This is a genomic window from Pseudomonas sp. YJ42 (assembly GCF_047225135.1).
Taxonomy (GTDB): domain Bacteria; phylum Pseudomonadota; class Gammaproteobacteria; order Pseudomonadales; family Pseudomonadaceae; genus Stutzerimonas; species Stutzerimonas stutzeri_E.
In genome coordinates, this window is record NZ_CP178378.1 from 2,104,350 (window position 1) to 2,121,889 (window position 17,540).

A 17,540-nucleotide genomic window follows, 5' to 3' on the forward strand; every position below is an offset into this window, starting at 1 on the left:
GTTACGCCGGCTCGACCAGCATGCGGCCGACCATTTCCATGTGCAGCGCGTGGCAGAACCAGCTGCAGTAGTACCAGTGCAGGCCCGGCTTATCGGCAATGAAGGTGATGGACGAGGTCTGCTGCGGGCTGATCTCCATGCTCGCGCCGTGGTTGGTCATGACGAACCCGTGGGACACGTCCTCGATCTGGTCGATATTGGTGATGACCACGGTGACTTCGTCGCCCTGCTTGACGTTGAACTCGGTCAGGCCATAGGTCGGTGCCGACGAGGTCATGTAGACGCGCACCTTGTTGCCGTCGCGGATGACCTTGTTGTCGGTTTCCAGGGTGATGCCGTCCTTCTTCGCCATCTCGACGGTCGGCGCGAAGAATGGATCGTTGCGTTCCCAGATCTTGCGCGTCTTGATCTGGTCGCGACGGGCGAGGATGCAGTCGTGCGGCTCGGCGTAGGTCGGGCCGTCATGCACCAGTTTCATCTCGTCGCCGGAAATGTCGATCAGCTGGTCGTTTTCCGGGTGCAGCGGCCCGGTCGGGAGGAAGCGATCCTTGGAGAACTTGCACAGCGCCACCAACCATTGACCGTCGGCTTCGCTGGTTTCGGTCAGCGAGGCATGCAGGTGGCCCGGTTGATACTGCACATCGAGCTTCTGCTTGATGTAGTTGACCTTCTCGCCGTTGTAGGCGCGCACCGCGTCGGCCATGTTCCATTTGACCACCTGGCTGTCGATGAACAGCGTGGTGTAGGCATTGCCGCGACCGTCGAAGGTGGTGTGCAGCGGGCCGAGGCCCAGTTCCGGTTCGGCGGCGACCACATCGCGCGGATCCTTCAGCTTGCCATCGAACAGGTCATCGAGCTTGGCGATCTCGATCATGGTGACGGTCGGCGACAGCTTGCCGGCTGCGATGAAGTACTTGCCATCGGAGGACGTGTTGCAGCCGTGCGGGTTCTTCGGCACCGGAATGTAGCGGGTGAACTCGGAGCCTGCGCGACCGTCGACCACCGGCACCTTGGAATCACCGATGGTGCTGAACTTGCCGGCCTTGATGGCGGCCTCGATGCGCGGAATGTTGTACACCACGACCCAGTCGCGCTCGTTGCGCATCATGCCGCCCAGGTCGTAGGCCTTTTCCGAGTTGTAGCAGGTGGAGGCGGCATACTTGCCGGTGTAGTCGGCGTCGGTGTTGTCCAGATTACCGTCGACGATGACCTGGAAGGCCATCTCCATCTTCTCGGCATCGATGACGTTGAACAGGGTGTAGGCGCTCTCGGCCTGCAGGTCGAAACTGCTGCCGTCATTGGGGTGCGGAATCACGAACTCGGCGTTGGCGAACACGTACTTGGTGTGCGGCACCTTCTGCAAACGCAGGCCGTGAATGGCCTGGACGTTGGGCACGGTGAGCATCTTGTCGCACTTCATGATGTCCAGACGGATCCGCGCGACGCGGCTGTTGGCCTTGTCATTGATGAACAGATATTTGCCGTCGTACTTGCCATCGGTCATCGAGATATGCGGATGGTGGCAGTCGCCGTTCAGGTATTTCGCGCTGTCGCCCATGATGTGGCGGCTTTCGTTGGTCAGTCCCCAACCAGTGGCCGAATCGACGTTGAACACAGGGATACGCATCAGCTCACGCATCGACGGCACGCCCACCACGCGTACTTCGCCCTGGTGGCCGCCGCTCCAGAAACCGTAGTAATCGTCGAGCTCACCGGGCGCGACGTGGATCTTCGATTTCGCTTCCTTGACCGCAGCCGCCCACGACTCGCGCGTCATCACGCCGCCGGTCAGGGCCGTAGCCGCTACCACCGCGCCGGTCATGGCGCTGGCCCCGAGGAAGCCGCGGCGACTGAGGCCACTCTTCTCCAGCGCCTGGGGGTTCTTGGTTTCTTTGTCGCTCATGTGATTGCTCCTTAGGGGACAGCTTTTGGTCAGAGGATCATTGCGAGCTTTCGCGCTACGGCGCCTCGCTCGCGGGGTCCATCACTTGCACTACGGGAATCAGCGTCGGGCCGGCAGGGGCTTTCTTGCCGCGCTTGGTGCGCTTGTTCTTCAGAATCAGCGGCGGGCACTTGTTTTCGTTGTGGTAGGTCATCTGGCAATCGAGGCAGTAATGGCACTCGTTGGCATTGATGTGGCCGTCCGGATGAATCGCCTGGATTTCGCATTCCTTGGCGCACAGCTGGCAGGGGTTGCCGCATTCCTTGCGTCGATTGAGCCAATCGAACAGGCGGAACTTGGTGGGGATCGCCAGCGCCGCGCCCAGCGGGCAGATGTAGCGGCAGTACACCTTGCGGGTGAAAACGTTGATGACCAGCAGCGCCACCGCGTAAGCGACGAACCACCACTGACGATCGAAGTGCAGGGTGATGGCCGTCTTGAACGGCTCCACCTCGGCGGCCTTCTCGGCCATCATCATCGACTCCAGCGAGATGCCGAACAGCACCAGCAGCACGATGTACTTGATCGCCCAGAGCCGCTCATGCACGGCAAACGGCAGTTCGTACTGCGGGATCTTCAGCTTGCGCGCGGCCTCGTTGATCAGCTCCTGCAGGGCACCGAAGGGGCACAGCCAGCCGCAGAACACACCGCGTCCCCAGAGCAGGATGCTCGCCGCGGTGAAGGTCCAGAGAATGAAGATCACCGGGTCGGTGAGGAACAGCTCCCAGCGAAAATCCTGAAACAGCGCATGGACGAAGGTCAGCGCATTGACCACCGACAGCTGCCCTAAGGCGTACCAGCCGATGAACACTACGGTGAACACCAGGTAGCCGCGACGCAGCCAGTGCATGAAGCGTGGGCGCCGGGTAAAGGTGTCCTGCAGGAAGAGGATGACGGTCAGCAACGCCAGGGCGACCAGGATCACGCCGATCTGGAAGCTCTTCTGGTACCAGATGTTGACCCACATCGGCCGGCTGGCCTCCTCGGCCGCAGCCAGTTCCTCGGCACTCGGCTGCGGGCGATCGAGGTAGGCCTCGGGCATCTGGTACGGCAGCTCGAAACTGGTGAACACGCCGCTGACCGGGCCAGTCTGGCGCCGCACCAGCAGCTCCAGCGTCCAGGGTGAGCCGGGGTCGAAGGCGCTGTGCTGGCGGACGATGAACACGGCCATTTCACCGAAATCCGGCATGCCCTCGGCATAGACGTCATCGAGGCGCTGGAAGTCCATGTCGCGGAAGCTGATGACATTGCCGAACTGGCGCAGCTGCACCCGATCGAAGATGCCACCGCGCACGTACCCCGAGCCCTTGAAGGAATATTCGCCGCTGGCCATCACCGCAACGGCATGCTCGCCCGGCTTCAGCGCTCCCATGAGCGACTGGTACTGGCTGTCGCCCAGCAGGTTGCGGCCGATGGTCGGCGGGTTGATTTCGGCGGCATAGAGGTCGATGAAGGTCTCGTTGGCAGCTTCCGGGGCGGCTTCGTCGATGCCCTCGGCGTCGGTGCCCTTGAACGCCTGGTCGATGTCGCCCTTGGTCAGGTGCAATCGGCGGATCGCGCCGTTGCCGGTGAGCTCGCTCCAACTGGCCGGCTGATAGTCATCCTGGCGAATCGTGGCCGGTTTCTGCGTCGCGCCGCCCTTGTCCTCGACCAGCCCGAGCGATACCGCGACGTCGTGACCGGCACGCATGACGATCTCGTTGACCACCATCACAGTGACCGTGGCGCCGGTCACGGCATCGATGGTGACGGCCTTTTCGTCACTGGAATGGCCAACGACCACCCGCTGATCGATCTTGATGCCCTGGTACTTGGCGGTAAATGCGTGGAGCTTCTCCACCGGGATGCCCACCAGCAGGATCGGTTCGTGGTGCTCAAGCACATAGGCATCGACTATCACGCCCTGCGGATCGAGCAGCACCTGGATATTGATCGGCTTGCCGGAATAGGCCGGAATGTCGACCACGTTGATGGTCTGGAAGGCGTAACCGAGCACCTCGTCAGCCTTGCGGATGGTGCGCACCTGATAGTCGCCCTCGGGCGCGGAGAGGCTGGTGCCAGGAAAGAATTGTTCGAGTCGCTGCTGTTCGGCTTCGTATTCCTTGGCCTCGAGGGTTACGGCGCCCAACATCAACGTCATCAGCAGAGTGAAGCCAAGCCCCCATGCACGCCTGACAGCTACTGCGAGAGATAGACGGGACTTCATGACCTACCCACTTTCACTTATCGAATGTGAAGCGATGGTAGGGAGTGGGTCGGGCGCTCTCCTTGACTCGGATCAAGCTTGCACGGGTAACCCTGATTGCATTGAGCCATGTCAACGAGACGGGATCTGGCGGAGCGCCGATAGTCTCGCGCCCGTCCGAAGCAAGAGCGGTTAGCTGGTCTGCTCGCGGTTCAGTCGCAATGACCATCGAGCATTGACCGTGGCGGTCTGGCGCTCACCGTGAATGAAGGATTCGCACCCGGTAGGATGGGCCGAGCGGCGTTCCGCTTCAGCCCACCAGCCAGCTACACGCCGTGACGTCCGGGCGGGGTGAGGTAGACCATGGTCGCACCGCGGGTGGCTTCGCTGGCCTTGATCTCCATCCGCGCAATGCTGCGCAGGTGCACCTGATCCGGACCGTCGGCGAAGCGCAGGGCACGGCCGGCGGTCCACATGTCGGCCAGCGGCGTATCGGGGGTCAGCCCCATGCCGCCATAGACCTGCATGGCGCGGTCGACTATCCGCGTCTGCATGCGCGGCACCAGCGCTTTGATCATTGCGATCTCTTTGCGCGCGGCCTTGGCACCGACTTCGTCGATCATCCAGGCGGTCTTGAGCACCAGCAGCCGCGCCTGTTCGATCTCGATACGCGACTCGGCGATCCAGTCGCTGATATTCGAATATTGTTGCAGGTACTTGCCGAACGCCTTGCGCTCCTGGCAGCGCTCGACCATCAACTCCAACGCCAGCTCGGCCATGCCGATCGAGCGCATGCAATGATGGATGCGCCCTGGTCCGAGCCGAGCCTGGGCCATCATGAAGCCCTGCCCTTCCTGGCCCAGCAAGTTGGTGGCCGGCACCCGCACGTTACGCAGCAGCAGCTCGCAGTGGCCTTCCGGCGCGACGTGGTTCATCACCGGGATATTGCGCACTCGCTCGACACCGGGCGTGTCGAACGGCACCAGGATCATGCTCTGCTGCCGATGGGTATCGGCGTCCGGGTCGGTCTTGCCCATGACGATGAGCAGCTTACAGTTGGGGTGCGAGGCATTGGTGATGAACCACTTGCGACCGTTGATCACGTAGTCGTCGCCGTCGCGGCGGATCAGTGTCTGGATGTTGGTAGCATCGGAGGATGGCACGTCCGGCTCGGTCATGGCGAAGGCCGAGCGGATCTCGCCCTCGAGCAGAGGCTTGAGCCAGCGCTCACGCTGCGCCGGCGTGGCGAACAGGTGCAGCAGCTCCATGTTGCCGGTGTCCGGCGCGTTGCAGTTGAACACCTCCGATGCCCAATGCACACGGCCCATGATTTCGGCCAGCGGGGCGTATTCGAGATTGCTCAGACCCGTGCCCGGTTCGTCCTCGCCGAGCGAAGGCAGGAACAGATTCCACAACCCTTCAGAGCGTGCCAGCGCCTTCAGATCCTCCATGAACGACACCGGGTAGGCGCCGGCGGCGACCTCCATGTGCCAGGCGCCGTTACGCGGCACAACGTACTCATCCATAAAGGCCAGTAGCTGCTGGCGCAAGGCCTCGACACGTGGGCTGTAGTCGAAATTCATCGGATACCTCGTTGATCTGACGGGCCGGGATGCGCTGACGATAGGCGCGATGGGAGCCGAAACAAACAAGGCTAAAGCGGCTGAATCTGCCCACAATCACGCCAGCCGATAGCGCATGGGGATTGACCGAGGTCATCGCCGACCCTGTGTCGATGCAGTAGAGACGCGACTGGCATAAACCGCCCGATCGACAACAGGCACAAGCCGAAGGCCCGCAGTGAGGCCCGTTGGGGATAACGGCCTGGGCGGCCGCGGCCCGCTACCAGTGCAGGTAGAACATGCCCTTGGCCAGCAGCACGATGCCAATCATCTGGGCAAATATTGCCCAATGAACGCGCCGATAGCGCGCCGGCGTCATGCGCCCGCTGCGCAGCAACATCGCGACCAGGCCGAAGGTGAAGAACACCCCGATCGCCAGCAGGATTTTCAACGACAACAACGTCGCGAAGCTGCTGGAGAAGGGATCGGCGAGCGCTTGGCGGTGATGCCAGGCCAGGCCGATGCCGGCGCCATAGACGAACACCACCACCCAGTGCAGCACCACCCGCAGGCGCGCACCGACCGCCTTGTCGACGGCCTGCATGGTCGCCGGCTCGATCTGCTGGCGCACCCGGGCGAGCACGGCGACCTCGACGAACAGCGCGCCGATAAAGAAGATCGCCGCCAGTAGATGCGTGATGTGTAACAAGGAGTAGCTCATCTCGGCTCCTTCGCGTCTGATGCCGGCCAGCCTATCAGAACGGCAGACCTGCGCTGCGGGGCCCTAGCGGTTGTCTGCGCTGATGAGCGTGCCGTCGCGTTGTACCTGCTCCCCGGCGACCAGGCCATTGTGAGAACTGCGTAGGCGTGATTGGCTGCCATCTTCGTGCTCAACGACATAGAGCGTCTGTTCGAGCCCCGCCGCCTTCTGCACGCCCTGCCCGGCAAAATAGCCCAAGCCACCGCCGACCAGCGCGCCGATTGGCCCACCGGCAGCGGCCCCGAGCATGAATCCACTGAGCCCGCCGAAACCGCCGCCGACGACGCGGTCCTCTTGCGCCGTTACCACCGAATCAGCGACAGCCAGCGAGCTGGACAATAGGGTTGCACAGGTAACCAAAGCGACTAGATTTTTCATGCGATGCTCCTTCAAGGTGTTGTGTCGTTCCCTTGATGACAATCACGAAACGTGCCGCTTTTAATTTCTTTATTTTTCAAACACCTGAAACAGATGATGTACTTTTTACCCCCATCCATATGGTTATAACGACCTAGCGATAAGTTTTTTTAACCCTTATTTGATCGCCTTATATTTCATGCTGATGGAGCCGGCCGATGATCCGCTGCAAACGCGCCTACGAGACTCCGGAACCCAACGATGGACATCGTGTGCTGGTTGATCGGCTCTGGCCGCGAAACCTGCGCAAGGAGGCGCTGGCGCTGGATGACTGGCGCAAGAATCTGGCGCCCTCGACCGAGCTGCGACGCGCGTTCAAGGCAGGCGAAAAGGCATACGAGACCTTTCGAGACGATTACCGGCGAGAGTTGGCGGGCCACCCGGAGCACTGGTGGCCGCTACTGGACATCGCCACTAAAGGCCCGCTGACGCTGATCTACGCCGCCCGCGACGAGCAGCAGAACAACGCGCGAGTACTGGCCGAATGGCTGGAGGAAGAGCTGGAACGGCGTGGCGCGCCGAGTTCGCCGACCTGCTATGCCGGCGAGCGGATGGCGTGAGGGGCAGGGTTGCGGTTGACCGTCAGCGCACGCATCACGTCGGCTCTGATTTGCGCGTCATACGACGGCCATAGCACAGGATATCCTCGCACCAGCATTCAAACGAACCCGAGCGCGCCACCGAACGACATGCAGCTGCCAGCCAACGACTCGCGCCACCGCGCCCCGACGCTGAGAGCCGCGGCTATGGTTCAATGCATTCAATAGCGTGAGCGTGCTGCCAGGAGATTTGCATGCAGGTCGAGCTGATAGAGATACGCGACCACCTGAGTCGCTTCGCCCCCTTCGACGGACTGCCGGACGACACCCTCGACGAAATCGCCCGGCAGGTCGAGGTCAGCTATTTCAAGGCCGGCAGCGACATCCTCCGCTATGGCGAACCGATCGAGGACCTGCACTACATTCGCAGCGGCGCGGTGGAAATCTACCGGCGCAACGGCGAGCTGTACAACCGCCTGTCCGAGGGTGAGGTGTTTGGCCAGTTCGGCCTGCTGCGCGGACACAGGGTGCGCCTGCCGGCACGGGCGATCGAAGACAGCCTGATCTACTTCATTCCCGGCCAGCTGTTCGAACAGCTGTGCGAGGCGCATGACGCCTTCGCCGACTTCGTCGAGGCCGAAGGTCAGTCGCGGTTGAAGCCGGAAGAGCCGAACGGCAAGGCCAGCGAGCTGATGAAGATCAAGGTGCGCAAGCTGATCACCCGGCGCACCGTCAGCGTACCGCTGGGCACCAGCGTGCAGGAGGCGGCGCAGGTGATGACCGAACATGGGGTCTCCTCGCTGGTGATCCTGGGCCCACCAGCGACCGCTTCCGCGCCGTCCAGCATCCAGATGATGACCGGCATCACCACCGATCGCGACCTGCGCACTCGAGTATTAGCCGAAGGCCTGGCACTGGATACCCCGGTCGACCAGGTGATGTCACCCAACCCGATCACCATTCAGGCCGACGACTCGGTATTCGAGGCGATGCTGTGCATGCTGCGCCATAACATCCATCATCTGCCGGTGATGCATCGCCAGCGCCCGGTTGGGGTGATCAACCTGTCGGACATCATCAAGTACGAATCGCAAAGCAGCCTGTATCTGGTCAACAGCATCTTCAACAAGCAATCGGTGGCCGAACTGCAGGCCCTGCTGCCGGACCTGCGCGCAACCTTCCTGCGCATGGTCAATGAAGAGGCCACCGCGCACATGATCGGCAGCGCCATGTCAGGGATCGGCCGCAGCCTGACCCATCGCCTGCTGGAACTGGCCGAGGAACGGCTGGGACCACCGCCGGTGCCCTACTGCTACATGGTCCTGGGGTCCATGGCGCGTGACGAACAGCTGATCGTTACCGACCAGGACAATGCCCTGGTAATCGACAACCGCTTCGACCCGCGAATCCACGACGAGTATTTCCTCCAGTTGGCGAGCTTCGTCAGCGACGGTCTGGCTGCCTGCGGCTACAGCTACTGCAAGGGTGGGATCATGGCCAGCAACCCCAAGTGGCGCCAGCCGTTGAGGGTCTGGAGAAGCTATTTCACCCAGTGGATCGAGCAGCCCAACCCGGAAACCCTGCTCAACAGTTCAATCTTCTTCGACCTCGACAGTGTTTACGGCGAGGCCAGCCTGGTGGAAGGCCTCAAGGATCTGATTGCGCAGAAAGCCAGCAGCAACCCGCTGTTTCTCGCCAGCCTGGCACGCAACGCGCTCAACCGCACACCACCCCTGGGCTTCTTTCGCACCTTCGTGATGGAAAAGGACGGTCAGCAGAACAACATCATCAACCTCAAGGGCCGCGGCACCGCGCCTCTGACCGACCTGATCCGGGTACACGCCCTGGCCGTCGGCTCCAAAGCCCAGAACTCGCTGGAGCGCCTGGACGCCATCGCCGCCACCAAACTGTTGACCGAAGACGCTATCACCCAGCTGCGCAATGCCCTGGAGTTCCTCTCGATCGTGCGCATCCGTCATCAGGCCATGGACCTGCTGGAGGGGCGCGAGCCGGATAACTACATAGAACCGGAAAAGGTGTCAGCCAACGAACGACACAACCTCAAGTCGGCCTTCCAGGTGTTGAGCAATGCGCAGCAGTTCCTGCGCTTCCGCTACCCTGGTCAAGCTCAAAGCCGACCACTATGAAGCGTAACGCCCATACGCCAACCCCCGATTGGCCAAGCCTGTTCGCCCAACTGGCGCAAACGGCACGCGATCCACGCCTGGTACGCTTCTACCAAGCCGGCACGGTCAGCGCTGACACGCCCCTGGAGCAGGTGCCCTTGCTCGCGCTGGATGTCGAGACCACCGGCCTGGACAGTCAGCGCGACTCGATCGTCAGTCTCGGCCTGGTGCCCTTCGACCTGCGCCGCATCCGCTGCCGCGAGGCCAGTTACTGGGTGGTCAAACCGATTTGCGAGCTGAGCAGCCAATCGGTCACCTTCCATCACATCACCCATTCGGATATCAGCGAGGCGCCACGACTGGCCACCGTGCTCGACGAGCTGCTCGCCGCCATGGCCGGCAAGATCGTGGTGGTGCATTACCGCAACATCGAACGGGGTTTTCTAGACCAAGCGGTGCGCCACCTGCTGGGTGAAGGGCTGCAATTCCCGGTGATCGACACCATGCAGCTTGAAGCACGGCTGCATCCGCGCCGACGCCGGCCCGGCTGGCTGCGCCGTCTGATCGACAAGCAGCGGCCGGTATCGATCCGGCTGGCCGACAGCCGCCTGCGCTACGGCTTGCCGCTGTACCAGGCACACCATGCCCTGACCGACGCCCTGGCCACCGCCGAACTGCTGCAGGCGCAGGCGGCCAGGCACTATCCACCGACGACGGCGGTGGGCGATCTCTGGAACTAAAAAAACGCGACCGCCATGGGTCGCGTTTCTTTGTAGAACACTGGGGTACACACCTGATCGGCATGCACCCCCGGATACGTCCGTTAACTACCGCGGCTCACTCATCAAACCTTTGACGATGGACACGCAGCCCACCAGCAGCACGATGGTAAACGGCAGACCAGTCGATACCGCCATGGCTTGCAACGCGACCAGGCCGCCCCCGAGCAGCAAGGAAATGGCCACGATTCCCTGCAACACGGCCCAGAACGCCCGCTGCGGAACCGGCGCGTTGACCTTGCCGCCGGCGGTGATGGTGTCGATCACCAGGGAACCGGAGTCCGACGAGGTGACGAAGAACACCACCACCAGCACGATTCCGACAAAGGAGCTGATCTGCGTCAGCGGCAGCTCGCCGAGCATGGCGAACAGTTTCAGTTCCAGCGCCGCATCCTGCACCCCGGTGAAGCCATCGGTGACGAACTGGCCGAGGGCCGTGCCGCCGAACGCGGTCATCCACAGTACCGATACCAGCGACGGTACCAGCAGCACGGCGATCAGGAATTCACGTACGGTACGGCCGCGGCTGACCCGGGCGATGAACATGCCGACGAAGGGCGACCAGCTGATCCACCAGGCCCAGTAAAACGCTGTCCAGCCCTGACTGAAGTTGGCGTCGTCGCGACCGATCGGATTGGACAGTGCCGGCAAGTTGGTCAGGTAGCTGCCCAGGTTACTGAAGAAGCCGGTCACGATCGCAAGGGTCGGCCCGACTACGATGATGAAGAACAGCAGCAACAGCGCCAGCACCATGTTGATTTCCGACAGGCGCTTGACCCCCTTGTCCAAGCCGGCCAGCACCGACATCAGGGCGATCACGGTGATACCAGCTACCAGCAGAACCTTGCTGGTATCCGTATTGGGCATGTCGAACAGGAACTCGAGACCGGCCGCTGCTTGTTGCGCACCCAGGCCCAGCGAAGTGGCCAAACCGAACAGGGTCGCGAACACCGCCAGGATATCGATGATATGGCCCGGCCAACCCCACACCCGCTCACCGAGCAGCGGGTAGAAGATCGAGCGGATGCTCAACGGCAATCCCTTGTTGAAGGAGAACAGCGCCAAGGCCAAGGCCACGATGGCGTAGATTGCCCAGGGGTGCAGGCCCCAGTGGAAGATGGTGGCAGCCATACTCAGGCTGGCAGCAGCCTGGGCATCGCCCGCCGCGGCGCCCAGGGGAGCCCAGTCGGTTCGCACGCCATTCTCGACGGTGGTTCCCCCCATGGCCGTGGAGAAATGCGACATGGGTTCGGCGACGCCGTAAAACATCAGGCCGATGCCCATGCCGGCGGCGAACAGCATGGAGAACCAGCCCGTGTAGGAATAATCCGGGGTCGCGTCCCTGCCGCCCAGGCGTACCCTGCCCAACGGCGAAAGGATCAGCCCCAGGCACAGCAGGACGAAAATGTTCGCCGAGCCGAGAAAGAACCAGGCCAGATTGCTGGTCAGCCAGTCGCGAAGCGCAGTGAACAGCGGCTCGACATCGCTGCGCAGGGCGAGCGTAACGACCACGAAAAGCACGATGGTCAGGGCGGAGATAGTGAAAACCTTGCCATGAATGTCGAAAAACTTGCGTTTGATGTTGTCCTGACCGATGACGTAGTCGGTATCGATCAGGTTGGCCGCCCCGGTCGGGGCGGGGATACTCTCCACGGCCGACGCCGTGTTCTTTCCAGGATTAGTCGCCACCTGCTGTTCTCCTTATTCTTGGTTGGCACTTCGAAACACACGCACAACGGACGAACAAGCCCCCTGTTGCAACCGGGCTGGTTCCGCCTGCTAGATGATGCTAGCAGCCAGGTATCAAGCCCAACGTTCAGGGACCGGCATCGACAAGCTTAGAACCGTCAGGCGGCGGGGCGGGCCTTGACAAGCGTTAGTCTGCTGATGCACCGCAGCAAACGCCCGGTGTGGACAGGCCCGCAAGGAGAGGAAAGAAGGGGAACGGAAGCGGCGCGGGTGCGCCGAGCTCGCCGCACGGCAGTGCCGGCGAGCGGAAGGCACGAGGTTAGCGTTTGCGATTGACCGTCAGTGCTGCGCGGATTACGTCTGCACCGATTTGCGCTTCATAGGACTGCCACACCGGCATCATCTTCTCGCGCCAGGCCTGACGCTGCTCCGGCGTGAGTGTGATCAGCTTGCTGCTGCCACTGGCGAGGATGCGGTCACGGTCACGCTGGTTCAGCGCCGCAGCCTCACGGTTCACCGCCTGGGTCACTTCGAGAATGATGCCCTCGAGTTCCGAGCGCACCGCAAAGGGCATGCTCATCCAGAACTTCGAACTGGTCACCAGCATGTAGTTGAGCACCCCGTGATTGCTCTCGGTGATGAACGGCTGGACCTTGTGCATGTTCTGGCTGGCAATGTTCGACCATGGGTTCTCCGCGCCCTGGACCACGCCAGCCTGGAGCGACTTGTACACCTCGGCGAAAGGCAGCACCACCGGCTTGGCCCCAACCGCGTTGAACTGCGCTTCCAGTACCGCCGAAGGCTGTACGCGAAACGCCAATCCGGCGGCATCTTCGGGCAGATGCAACGCCTTGGTGGCGGAAAGCTGCTTAAGGCCGTTGTTCCAGTACGCCAGGCCATAGATGCCGGAGTCGGCCATCGAGCGCAGCAATTCACGGCTCATTTCGCGCTTCTGGAAGCGCTGAACCGCCGCTTCGTCATCGAACAGGAAGGGCAGATCGAAGACCTGCAACTTGTTCGTGTACTTGCCGAACTTGGACAGCGAAGGCGCGAGGATCTGGACGTCGTTGTTCAGCAGCGCCTGCATCTCGTCGGCATCGCCAACCAATGTCGAATTCGGATAGACCTCGACCTTGACCTTGCCACCCAGGCGCTCATGCACCAGCTTCTGAAACAGCAATGCCCCTTTGCCCTTGGGCGTGTCATCGGCCACCACGTGAGCGAACTTGATGACGAACGGCTCGCCTTCGGCCGCCATGACCGAGGCACTCAACCCACACATAACTGCGACCAGCGCAGCGACACAAGACTTGAACATCTACCCCCCAACGGGAAAAGCCCGAAGCGACACCTTGTGGGCACCGTTCGAGTGGTTAGTCGACAACGATAAGGCCTGACTCACGCAGCGGCGTGGTCGGTTCGTTTTTTCAGTTCGAGTTGGCCAGATCATCTCGACTGCGGCGGTCGGCGGCTGGCCTTTATTGGAATGCGGTTGGCGAAAAGCAGAGCGCTAGAGCCTTTACCAACCGAGCGGAAGTCTTCGCGATCACCGGGCGTGGCACAAGGCCAGAAAGTCCAACCAGCTCTCAAAACGACACATTGATTGAGCGCGCGAATGAGTGCGCGCTCGGCAGGGGTGCTGAAGCATCGGCGCCTCCATACGGACGCCGGCGCAGACCGCGTTAGCGGCGATTGACCGTCAGCGCCGCGCGCATGACGTCGGCGCCGATCTGCGACTCGAAGGATTTCCATACCGGCTGCATCTTGTCTCGCCAGGCCTGGCGCTGCTCGGCGGTTAGCGTAACGAGCGTGCTGCTGCCGCTGGCCAGAATGCGTTCACGCTCGCGCTGGTTGATTGCCGCGGCTTCTGCATTCACGGTCTGTGTCACTTCGAGCAGGATGTTTTCCAGCTCGGAGCGCACCGCAAAAGGAATGCTGGTCCAGAATTTGGAGTTAGTCACCAACATGTAATTGAGCACGCCATGATTGGTTTCGGTGACGTAGCTCCGTTTAACGCCCGCGTTCTGTCCGCGCATGTTGGACCAGGGGCCCTCGGTGCCTTGCACCGTACCGCTTTGCATGGCTTTGGCCACTTCGGCAAACGGTAACCGGATGGTCTTGGCATCCACTGCCGCGAACTGCGCCTCGAGCACCGATGAGGGCTGAATACGGAACGCCAGACCCGCCGCGTCCGCCGGACTGCGCAATGGCTGGCTGGCCGACAACTGTTTGAGGCCGTTATTCCAGTAAGCCAGACCGTAGATCCCACGGTGGGCCATCGAGCGCAGCAGCTCGCGGCTCATCTCGCGCTTCTGGAAGCGCGCCACTGCCGCCTCGTCATCGAACAGAAACGGCAGGTCAAAGACTTCCAGCTTCGGTGAGTACCCGGTGAACTTGGACAGCGAAGGCGCCAGCATCTGCACCTTGTTATCCAGCAGCGCCTGCATCTCATCGGCATCGCCAACCAGCGTCGAGTTCGGATAGACCTCGACCTCCACCGCGCCGGCGAGCCGCTCGCGAACCAGTTTCTGGAACAGCAAGGCGCCCTTGCCCTTTGGCGTGTCGTCCGCGACCACATGGGCGAACTTGATCACGATGGGCTCCGCGGCGCTGGCCACCATTGGCGCGAACAACAGGAAAAGCGCCGTACAAGGCGCAACGAAGAATGATTTGAACATTTTGACCCCCACGGGAAATAAGCTCGATGCGGCGCCTCGTGAGCACCGTTCGAGTGGTGTATTGCGGTTCGATATGCGTTCAGCCGGAACCTGTTGTGGCACGCCTGAATGGGTAAAGCGGGTGACCAGAGCACCGCGACGAATCGCAGGCTGGCCTTTATTGGAATGGCGATGACCGGTCAGTACGGATTGAATCCGCCCAGTCACCGAGCGGCGCAGTTTTGGCCATCAGAGGCTCTAGCACAAGGGTTGAAGGTCCGACCAGCTCTCAAAACGGAACATTTCACTCATCGGAAGAAGCGAACTTTCAGGTCACCTGTCACTTCTACAAGCAACATCCCCAGCCATTCCGATCTGCCATGAACGACGTTTCGCCCCCACCGCCACCGAACCCCGACCTGATCGACTGCCTGGTTATCGGCGGGGGACCGGGCGGACTGACCGCTGCGCTCTATCTGGCGCGCTTTCGCCGCAGCTGCAGGGTGGTCGATGCAGGCTCCAGCCGCGCCTCATGGATACCGCGGTCGCATAACTACCCAGGCTTCCCGCCAGGCATCAACGGCAACGATCTGTTGATTCGTCTGCGTGAACAGGCCCGCAGCTACGGCGCAGAGCTTGAGCATGGTCGAGTCGAACACATCGAACCCCACGCCGAAGGCTTCAGCGTGCGCTACGGGGACAAAAGCTGTGTGACCCGACGGATCATCCTGGCCACCGGCATCGAAGATACGCTGCCGGACATGCCCGACGTGGAGCAGGCCATCGGCGATGGCAAGCTGCGGCTGTGCGCCATCTGCGACGGCTACGAGGTCAACGGTGACAACGTTGCGGTCTACGGCGAGGCGGAATGCGCCATCGGCCATGCGGTGTTTCTACGCACCTTCACTGACCAGGTCACGGTGGTGGTGCATGGCGAGCAGGATGCCTGCGACCAAGCCATCGCCCTGGCCGAGCATTACGACGTGCGCCTGATCAGCGATCGCGTCGAAGCGCTGCGCCCTTGCACAACCGGAATCGAGATGATCACCTGCCGAGGCGACACCTATCATTTCGATATCGTCTACCCCTGTCTGGGCGCGCGCTTCCGTTCGGAACTCGCCCAGCGACTGGATGTGGGTTGCGATGATGACGGCGGCATACGCGTGGACGAGCATATGCAAACCTCGGTGCGCGGGCTTTACGCCATCGGCGACGTGACCCAGGGCCTGAAACAGATGAGTGTCGCCGTTGGTCAGGCCGCACAGGCCGCCACGGCGGTGCACAACAGCCTGGAAGCCAAGCCCTGGGGCGGCTCGGTGGCGACGCGCTGAGTCGCAGTGACGCGATTGCAACAGCTGAGCGGCACCGAGGGTCTAGGCTCAATATACGTCTGTTCTCCCCGGAGCCTGTCATGTCACTCAGCGTATTCGACCTGTTCAAGATCGGTATCGGCCCGTCCAGCTCACACACGGTGGGGCCGATGCGCGCGGCGCTGCGGTTTGCCGAAGGCCTGCGCGATGACGAGCTGCTGAGCGCCACCGAGCGCGTCAGGGTCGAGCTATACGGCTCGCTCGGCGCCACCGGCAAGGGCCACGGCAGCGACAAGGCGGTGATCCTCGGGCTCGAAGGCGAGCTGCCGGAGGCCGTCGATACCGACAGCATCCCGCAGCGCATGGCGGCCATCCGTGAGTCCCACGAGCTGCGACTGCTGGGCGAGAAACCGATCAGATTCGAAGTCAGCAACGACCTGCAGTTCATCCGCAAACCGTTGGCCTATCACCCCAACGGCATGATTCTGCGCGCCTTCGATGGCGCCGGGTTGCAACTGCGCAGCCGTGAATACTATTCAGTGGGCGGCGGTTTCGTGGTCGACGAACAGGCAGCCGGCAGCGACCGTATCGTCGAAGATCGCACCCCCCTGCCCTACCCGTTCCGTAGCGCCGCCGAGTTACTGGCGCTGTGCGGTCAACATGGTTTGTCGATCAGCGAACTGATGCTTGCCAACGAGGCCGCATGGCGCCCGGAAGCCGAAACCCGTGCCGGCCTGCTGAAGATCTGGCAAGTCATGCAGGACTGCGTCAAGGCCGGATGCCGCACCGAAGGGGTGATGCCCGGCGGGCTCAAGGTGCAACGGCGTGCCGCAGGCCTGTATCGGCAGCTCAGCGAGCATCCCGAAGCCAGCCTGCGCGATTCGCTCAGCCTGCTCGACTGGGTCGATCTCTATGCGCTGGCGGTGAACGAGGAAAATGCTGCCGGCGGGCGCGTAGTCACCGCACCGACCAACGGTGCGGCCGGAATCATCCCGGCGTTGCTTCACTACTATGTGCGTTTCATCCGCGGAGCCAACGAGGACGGGGTCGTACGGTTTCTACTCACCGCCGCGGCGATCGGCATCCTATATAAGGAAAACGCTTCGATCTCCGGCGCCGAGGTCGGTTGCCAAGGCGAGGTCGGCGTCGCCTGCTCGATGGGCGCGGGCGCGCTCTGCGAAGTGCTGGGCGGCAACCCTCGACAGGTCGAGAATGCCGCCGAAATCGGCATGGAGCACAACCTCGGGCTGACCTGCGACCCGGTCGGCGGCCTGGTGCAGGTGCCCTGTATCGAGCGCAACGCGATGGGAGCGGTCAAGGCGATCAACGCCGCGCGGATGGCGCTGCGTGGTGATGGCAGCCACTTCATCTCGCTGGACAAGGTGATCCGCACCATGCGCCAGACGGGCGCGGACATGAAGAGCAAATACAAGGAAACCGCCCGTGGAGGCCTGGCGGTCAATATCATTGAGTGCTGAGCCGCCCGGCTCGTCGCACCGCCCGGCAAAATGCGCCAATCGGCAGCGGCAAGCCGTATCATCTTCCCCTTTCGCGACAAATCCGGCGTTCAGAGG

General features: G+C 62.1%; 13 protein-coding genes. 5 read left to right on the forward strand and 8 right to left on the reverse strand.

Annotated features, from left to right (window positions below):
* Window position 1: 1 nt before the first annotated feature.
* From nosZ to ACL0K2_RS09540, 5 genes are all read right to left on the reverse strand, one after another.
* Window positions 2-1,903 (reverse strand): TAT-dependent nitrous-oxide reductase, encoded by a 1,902-nt coding sequence (gene nosZ, locus ACL0K2_RS09520; RefSeq protein WP_045163619.1) that lies wholly within the window; start codon window positions 1,901-1,903, stop codon window positions 2-4.
* A 55-nt stretch (window positions 1,904-1,958) separates the two neighbouring features.
* On the reverse strand, window positions 1,959-4,148 hold the full coding sequence (gene nosR, locus ACL0K2_RS09525; RefSeq protein ID WP_413044293.1) for a transcriptional regulator NosR: 2,190 nt from the start codon (window positions 4,146-4,148) through the stop codon (window positions 1,959-1,961).
* Between the two features lie 305 nt (window positions 4,149-4,453).
* Window positions 4,454-5,710 (reverse strand): acyl-CoA dehydrogenase family protein, encoded by a 1,257-nt coding sequence (locus ACL0K2_RS09530; protein ID WP_413044294.1) that lies wholly within the window; start codon window positions 5,708-5,710, stop codon window positions 4,454-4,456.
* A gap of 259 nt (window positions 5,711-5,969) precedes the next feature.
* A complete protein-coding gene (locus tag ACL0K2_RS09535; protein WP_413044295.1) occupies window positions 5,970-6,410 on the reverse strand; it encodes a CopD family copper resistance protein in 441 nt (146 codons plus the stop codon).
* Between the two features lie 63 nt (window positions 6,411-6,473).
* The gene (locus tag ACL0K2_RS09540; RefSeq protein WP_239610447.1) at window positions 6,474-6,827 is read right to left on the reverse strand and encodes a hypothetical protein; all 354 of its coding nucleotides are present in this window, start codon (window positions 6,825-6,827) and stop codon (window positions 6,474-6,476) included.
* Between the two features lie 197 nt (window positions 6,828-7,024).
* Here ACL0K2_RS09540 and ACL0K2_RS09545 point away from each other — a divergent pair, with 197 nt between their 5' ends.
* The 3 genes from ACL0K2_RS09545 to ACL0K2_RS09555 all read left to right on the forward strand — a co-directional run bounded on the left by ACL0K2_RS09545 (window position 7,025) and on the right by ACL0K2_RS09555 (window position 10,271).
* On the forward strand, window positions 7,025-7,426 hold the full coding sequence (locus tag ACL0K2_RS09545) for a DUF488 domain-containing protein (RefSeq protein WP_413044296.1): 402 nt from the start codon (window positions 7,025-7,027) through the stop codon (window positions 7,424-7,426).
* Window positions 7,427-7,659: 233 nt separating this feature from the next.
* Window positions 7,660-9,552, forward strand: coding sequence for a DUF294 nucleotidyltransferase-like domain-containing protein (locus tag ACL0K2_RS09550; protein ID WP_413044297.1), 1,893 nt, complete (start codon window positions 7,660-7,662; stop codon window positions 9,550-9,552).
* Window positions 9,549-10,271 (forward strand): 3'-5' exonuclease, encoded by a 723-nt coding sequence (locus ACL0K2_RS09555; RefSeq protein WP_045163626.1) that lies wholly within the window; start codon window positions 9,549-9,551, stop codon window positions 10,269-10,271. Before ACL0K2_RS09550 ends, ACL0K2_RS09555 begins: the two co-directional genes overlap by 4 nt.
* Before the next feature lie 87 nt (window positions 10,272-10,358).
* On the opposite strand, the gene ACL0K2_RS09560 is transcribed toward ACL0K2_RS09555, so the two are convergent.
* The 3 genes from ACL0K2_RS09560 to ACL0K2_RS09570 form a co-directional block, all read right to left on the reverse strand.
* The gene (locus ACL0K2_RS09560; RefSeq protein ID WP_045163627.1) at window positions 10,359-11,999 is read right to left on the reverse strand and encodes a BCCT family transporter; all 1,641 of its coding nucleotides are present in this window, start codon (window positions 11,997-11,999) and stop codon (window positions 10,359-10,361) included.
* A 319-nt stretch (window positions 12,000-12,318) separates the two neighbouring features.
* Window positions 12,319-13,317: a TRAP transporter substrate-binding protein gene (locus ACL0K2_RS09565; protein WP_275589451.1), complete on the reverse strand. Its 999-nt coding sequence runs from the start codon at window positions 13,315-13,317 to the stop codon at window positions 12,319-12,321.
* Window positions 13,318-13,681: 364 nt separating this feature from the next.
* Window positions 13,682-14,677, reverse strand: coding sequence for a TRAP transporter substrate-binding protein (locus ACL0K2_RS09570; RefSeq protein ID WP_413044298.1), 996 nt, complete (start codon window positions 14,675-14,677; stop codon window positions 13,682-13,684).
* A gap of 359 nt (window positions 14,678-15,036) precedes the next feature.
* On the opposite strand from ACL0K2_RS09570, the gene ACL0K2_RS09575 reads away from it, so the two are divergent.
* Window positions 15,037-15,987: an NAD(P)/FAD-dependent oxidoreductase gene (locus tag ACL0K2_RS09575; RefSeq protein ID WP_413044300.1), complete on the forward strand. Its 951-nt coding sequence runs from the start codon at window positions 15,037-15,039 to the stop codon at window positions 15,985-15,987.
* An 80-nt stretch (window positions 15,988-16,067) separates the two neighbouring features.
* The gene (locus ACL0K2_RS09580; RefSeq protein ID WP_413044301.1) at window positions 16,068-17,444 is read left to right on the forward strand and encodes an L-serine ammonia-lyase; all 1,377 of its coding nucleotides are present in this window, start codon (window positions 16,068-16,070) and stop codon (window positions 17,442-17,444) included.
* Window positions 17,445-17,540: the final 96 nt, after the last annotated feature.

Excerpts from the sequence above, each read along its gene's own strand:
- ACL0K2_RS09530 (WP_413044294.1), bottom strand. The coding sequence starts at position 5,710 with ATGAATTTCGACTACAGCCCACGTGTCGAGGCCTTGCGCCAGCAGCTA.
- ACL0K2_RS09550 (WP_413044297.1), top strand. The coding sequence starts at position 7,660 with ATGCAGGTCGAGCTGATAGAGATACGCGACCACCTGAGTCGCTTCGCC.
- nosZ (WP_045163619.1), bottom strand. The coding sequence starts at position 1,903 with ATGAGCGACAAAGAAACCAAGAACCCCCAGGCGCTGGAGAAGAGTGGC.
- ACL0K2_RS09540 (WP_239610447.1), bottom strand. The coding sequence starts at position 6,827 with ATGAAAAATCTAGTCGCTTTGGTTACCTGTGCAACCCTATTGTCCAGC.
- ACL0K2_RS09570 (WP_413044298.1), bottom strand. The coding sequence starts at position 14,677 with ATGTTCAAATCATTCTTCGTTGCGCCTTGTACGGCGCTTTTCCTGTTG.
- ACL0K2_RS09575 (WP_413044300.1), top strand. The coding sequence starts at position 15,037 with ATGAACGACGTTTCGCCCCCACCGCCACCGAACCCCGACCTGATCGAC.
- ACL0K2_RS09565 (WP_275589451.1), bottom strand. The coding sequence starts at position 13,317 with ATGTTCAAGTCTTGTGTCGCTGCGCTGGTCGCAGTTATGTGTGGGTTG.
- nosR (WP_413044293.1), bottom strand. The coding sequence starts at position 4,148 with ATGAAGTCCCGTCTATCTCTCGCAGTAGCTGTCAGGCGTGCATGGGGG.
- ACL0K2_RS09545 (WP_413044296.1), top strand. The coding sequence starts at position 7,025 with ATGATCCGCTGCAAACGCGCCTACGAGACTCCGGAACCCAACGATGGA.
- ACL0K2_RS09555 (WP_045163626.1), top strand. The coding sequence starts at position 9,549 with ATGAAGCGTAACGCCCATACGCCAACCCCCGATTGGCCAAGCCTGTTC.
- ACL0K2_RS09580 (WP_413044301.1), top strand. The coding sequence starts at position 16,068 with ATGTCACTCAGCGTATTCGACCTGTTCAAGATCGGTATCGGCCCGTCC.
- ACL0K2_RS09535 (WP_413044295.1), bottom strand. The coding sequence starts at position 6,410 with ATGAGCTACTCCTTGTTACACATCACGCATCTACTGGCGGCGATCTTC.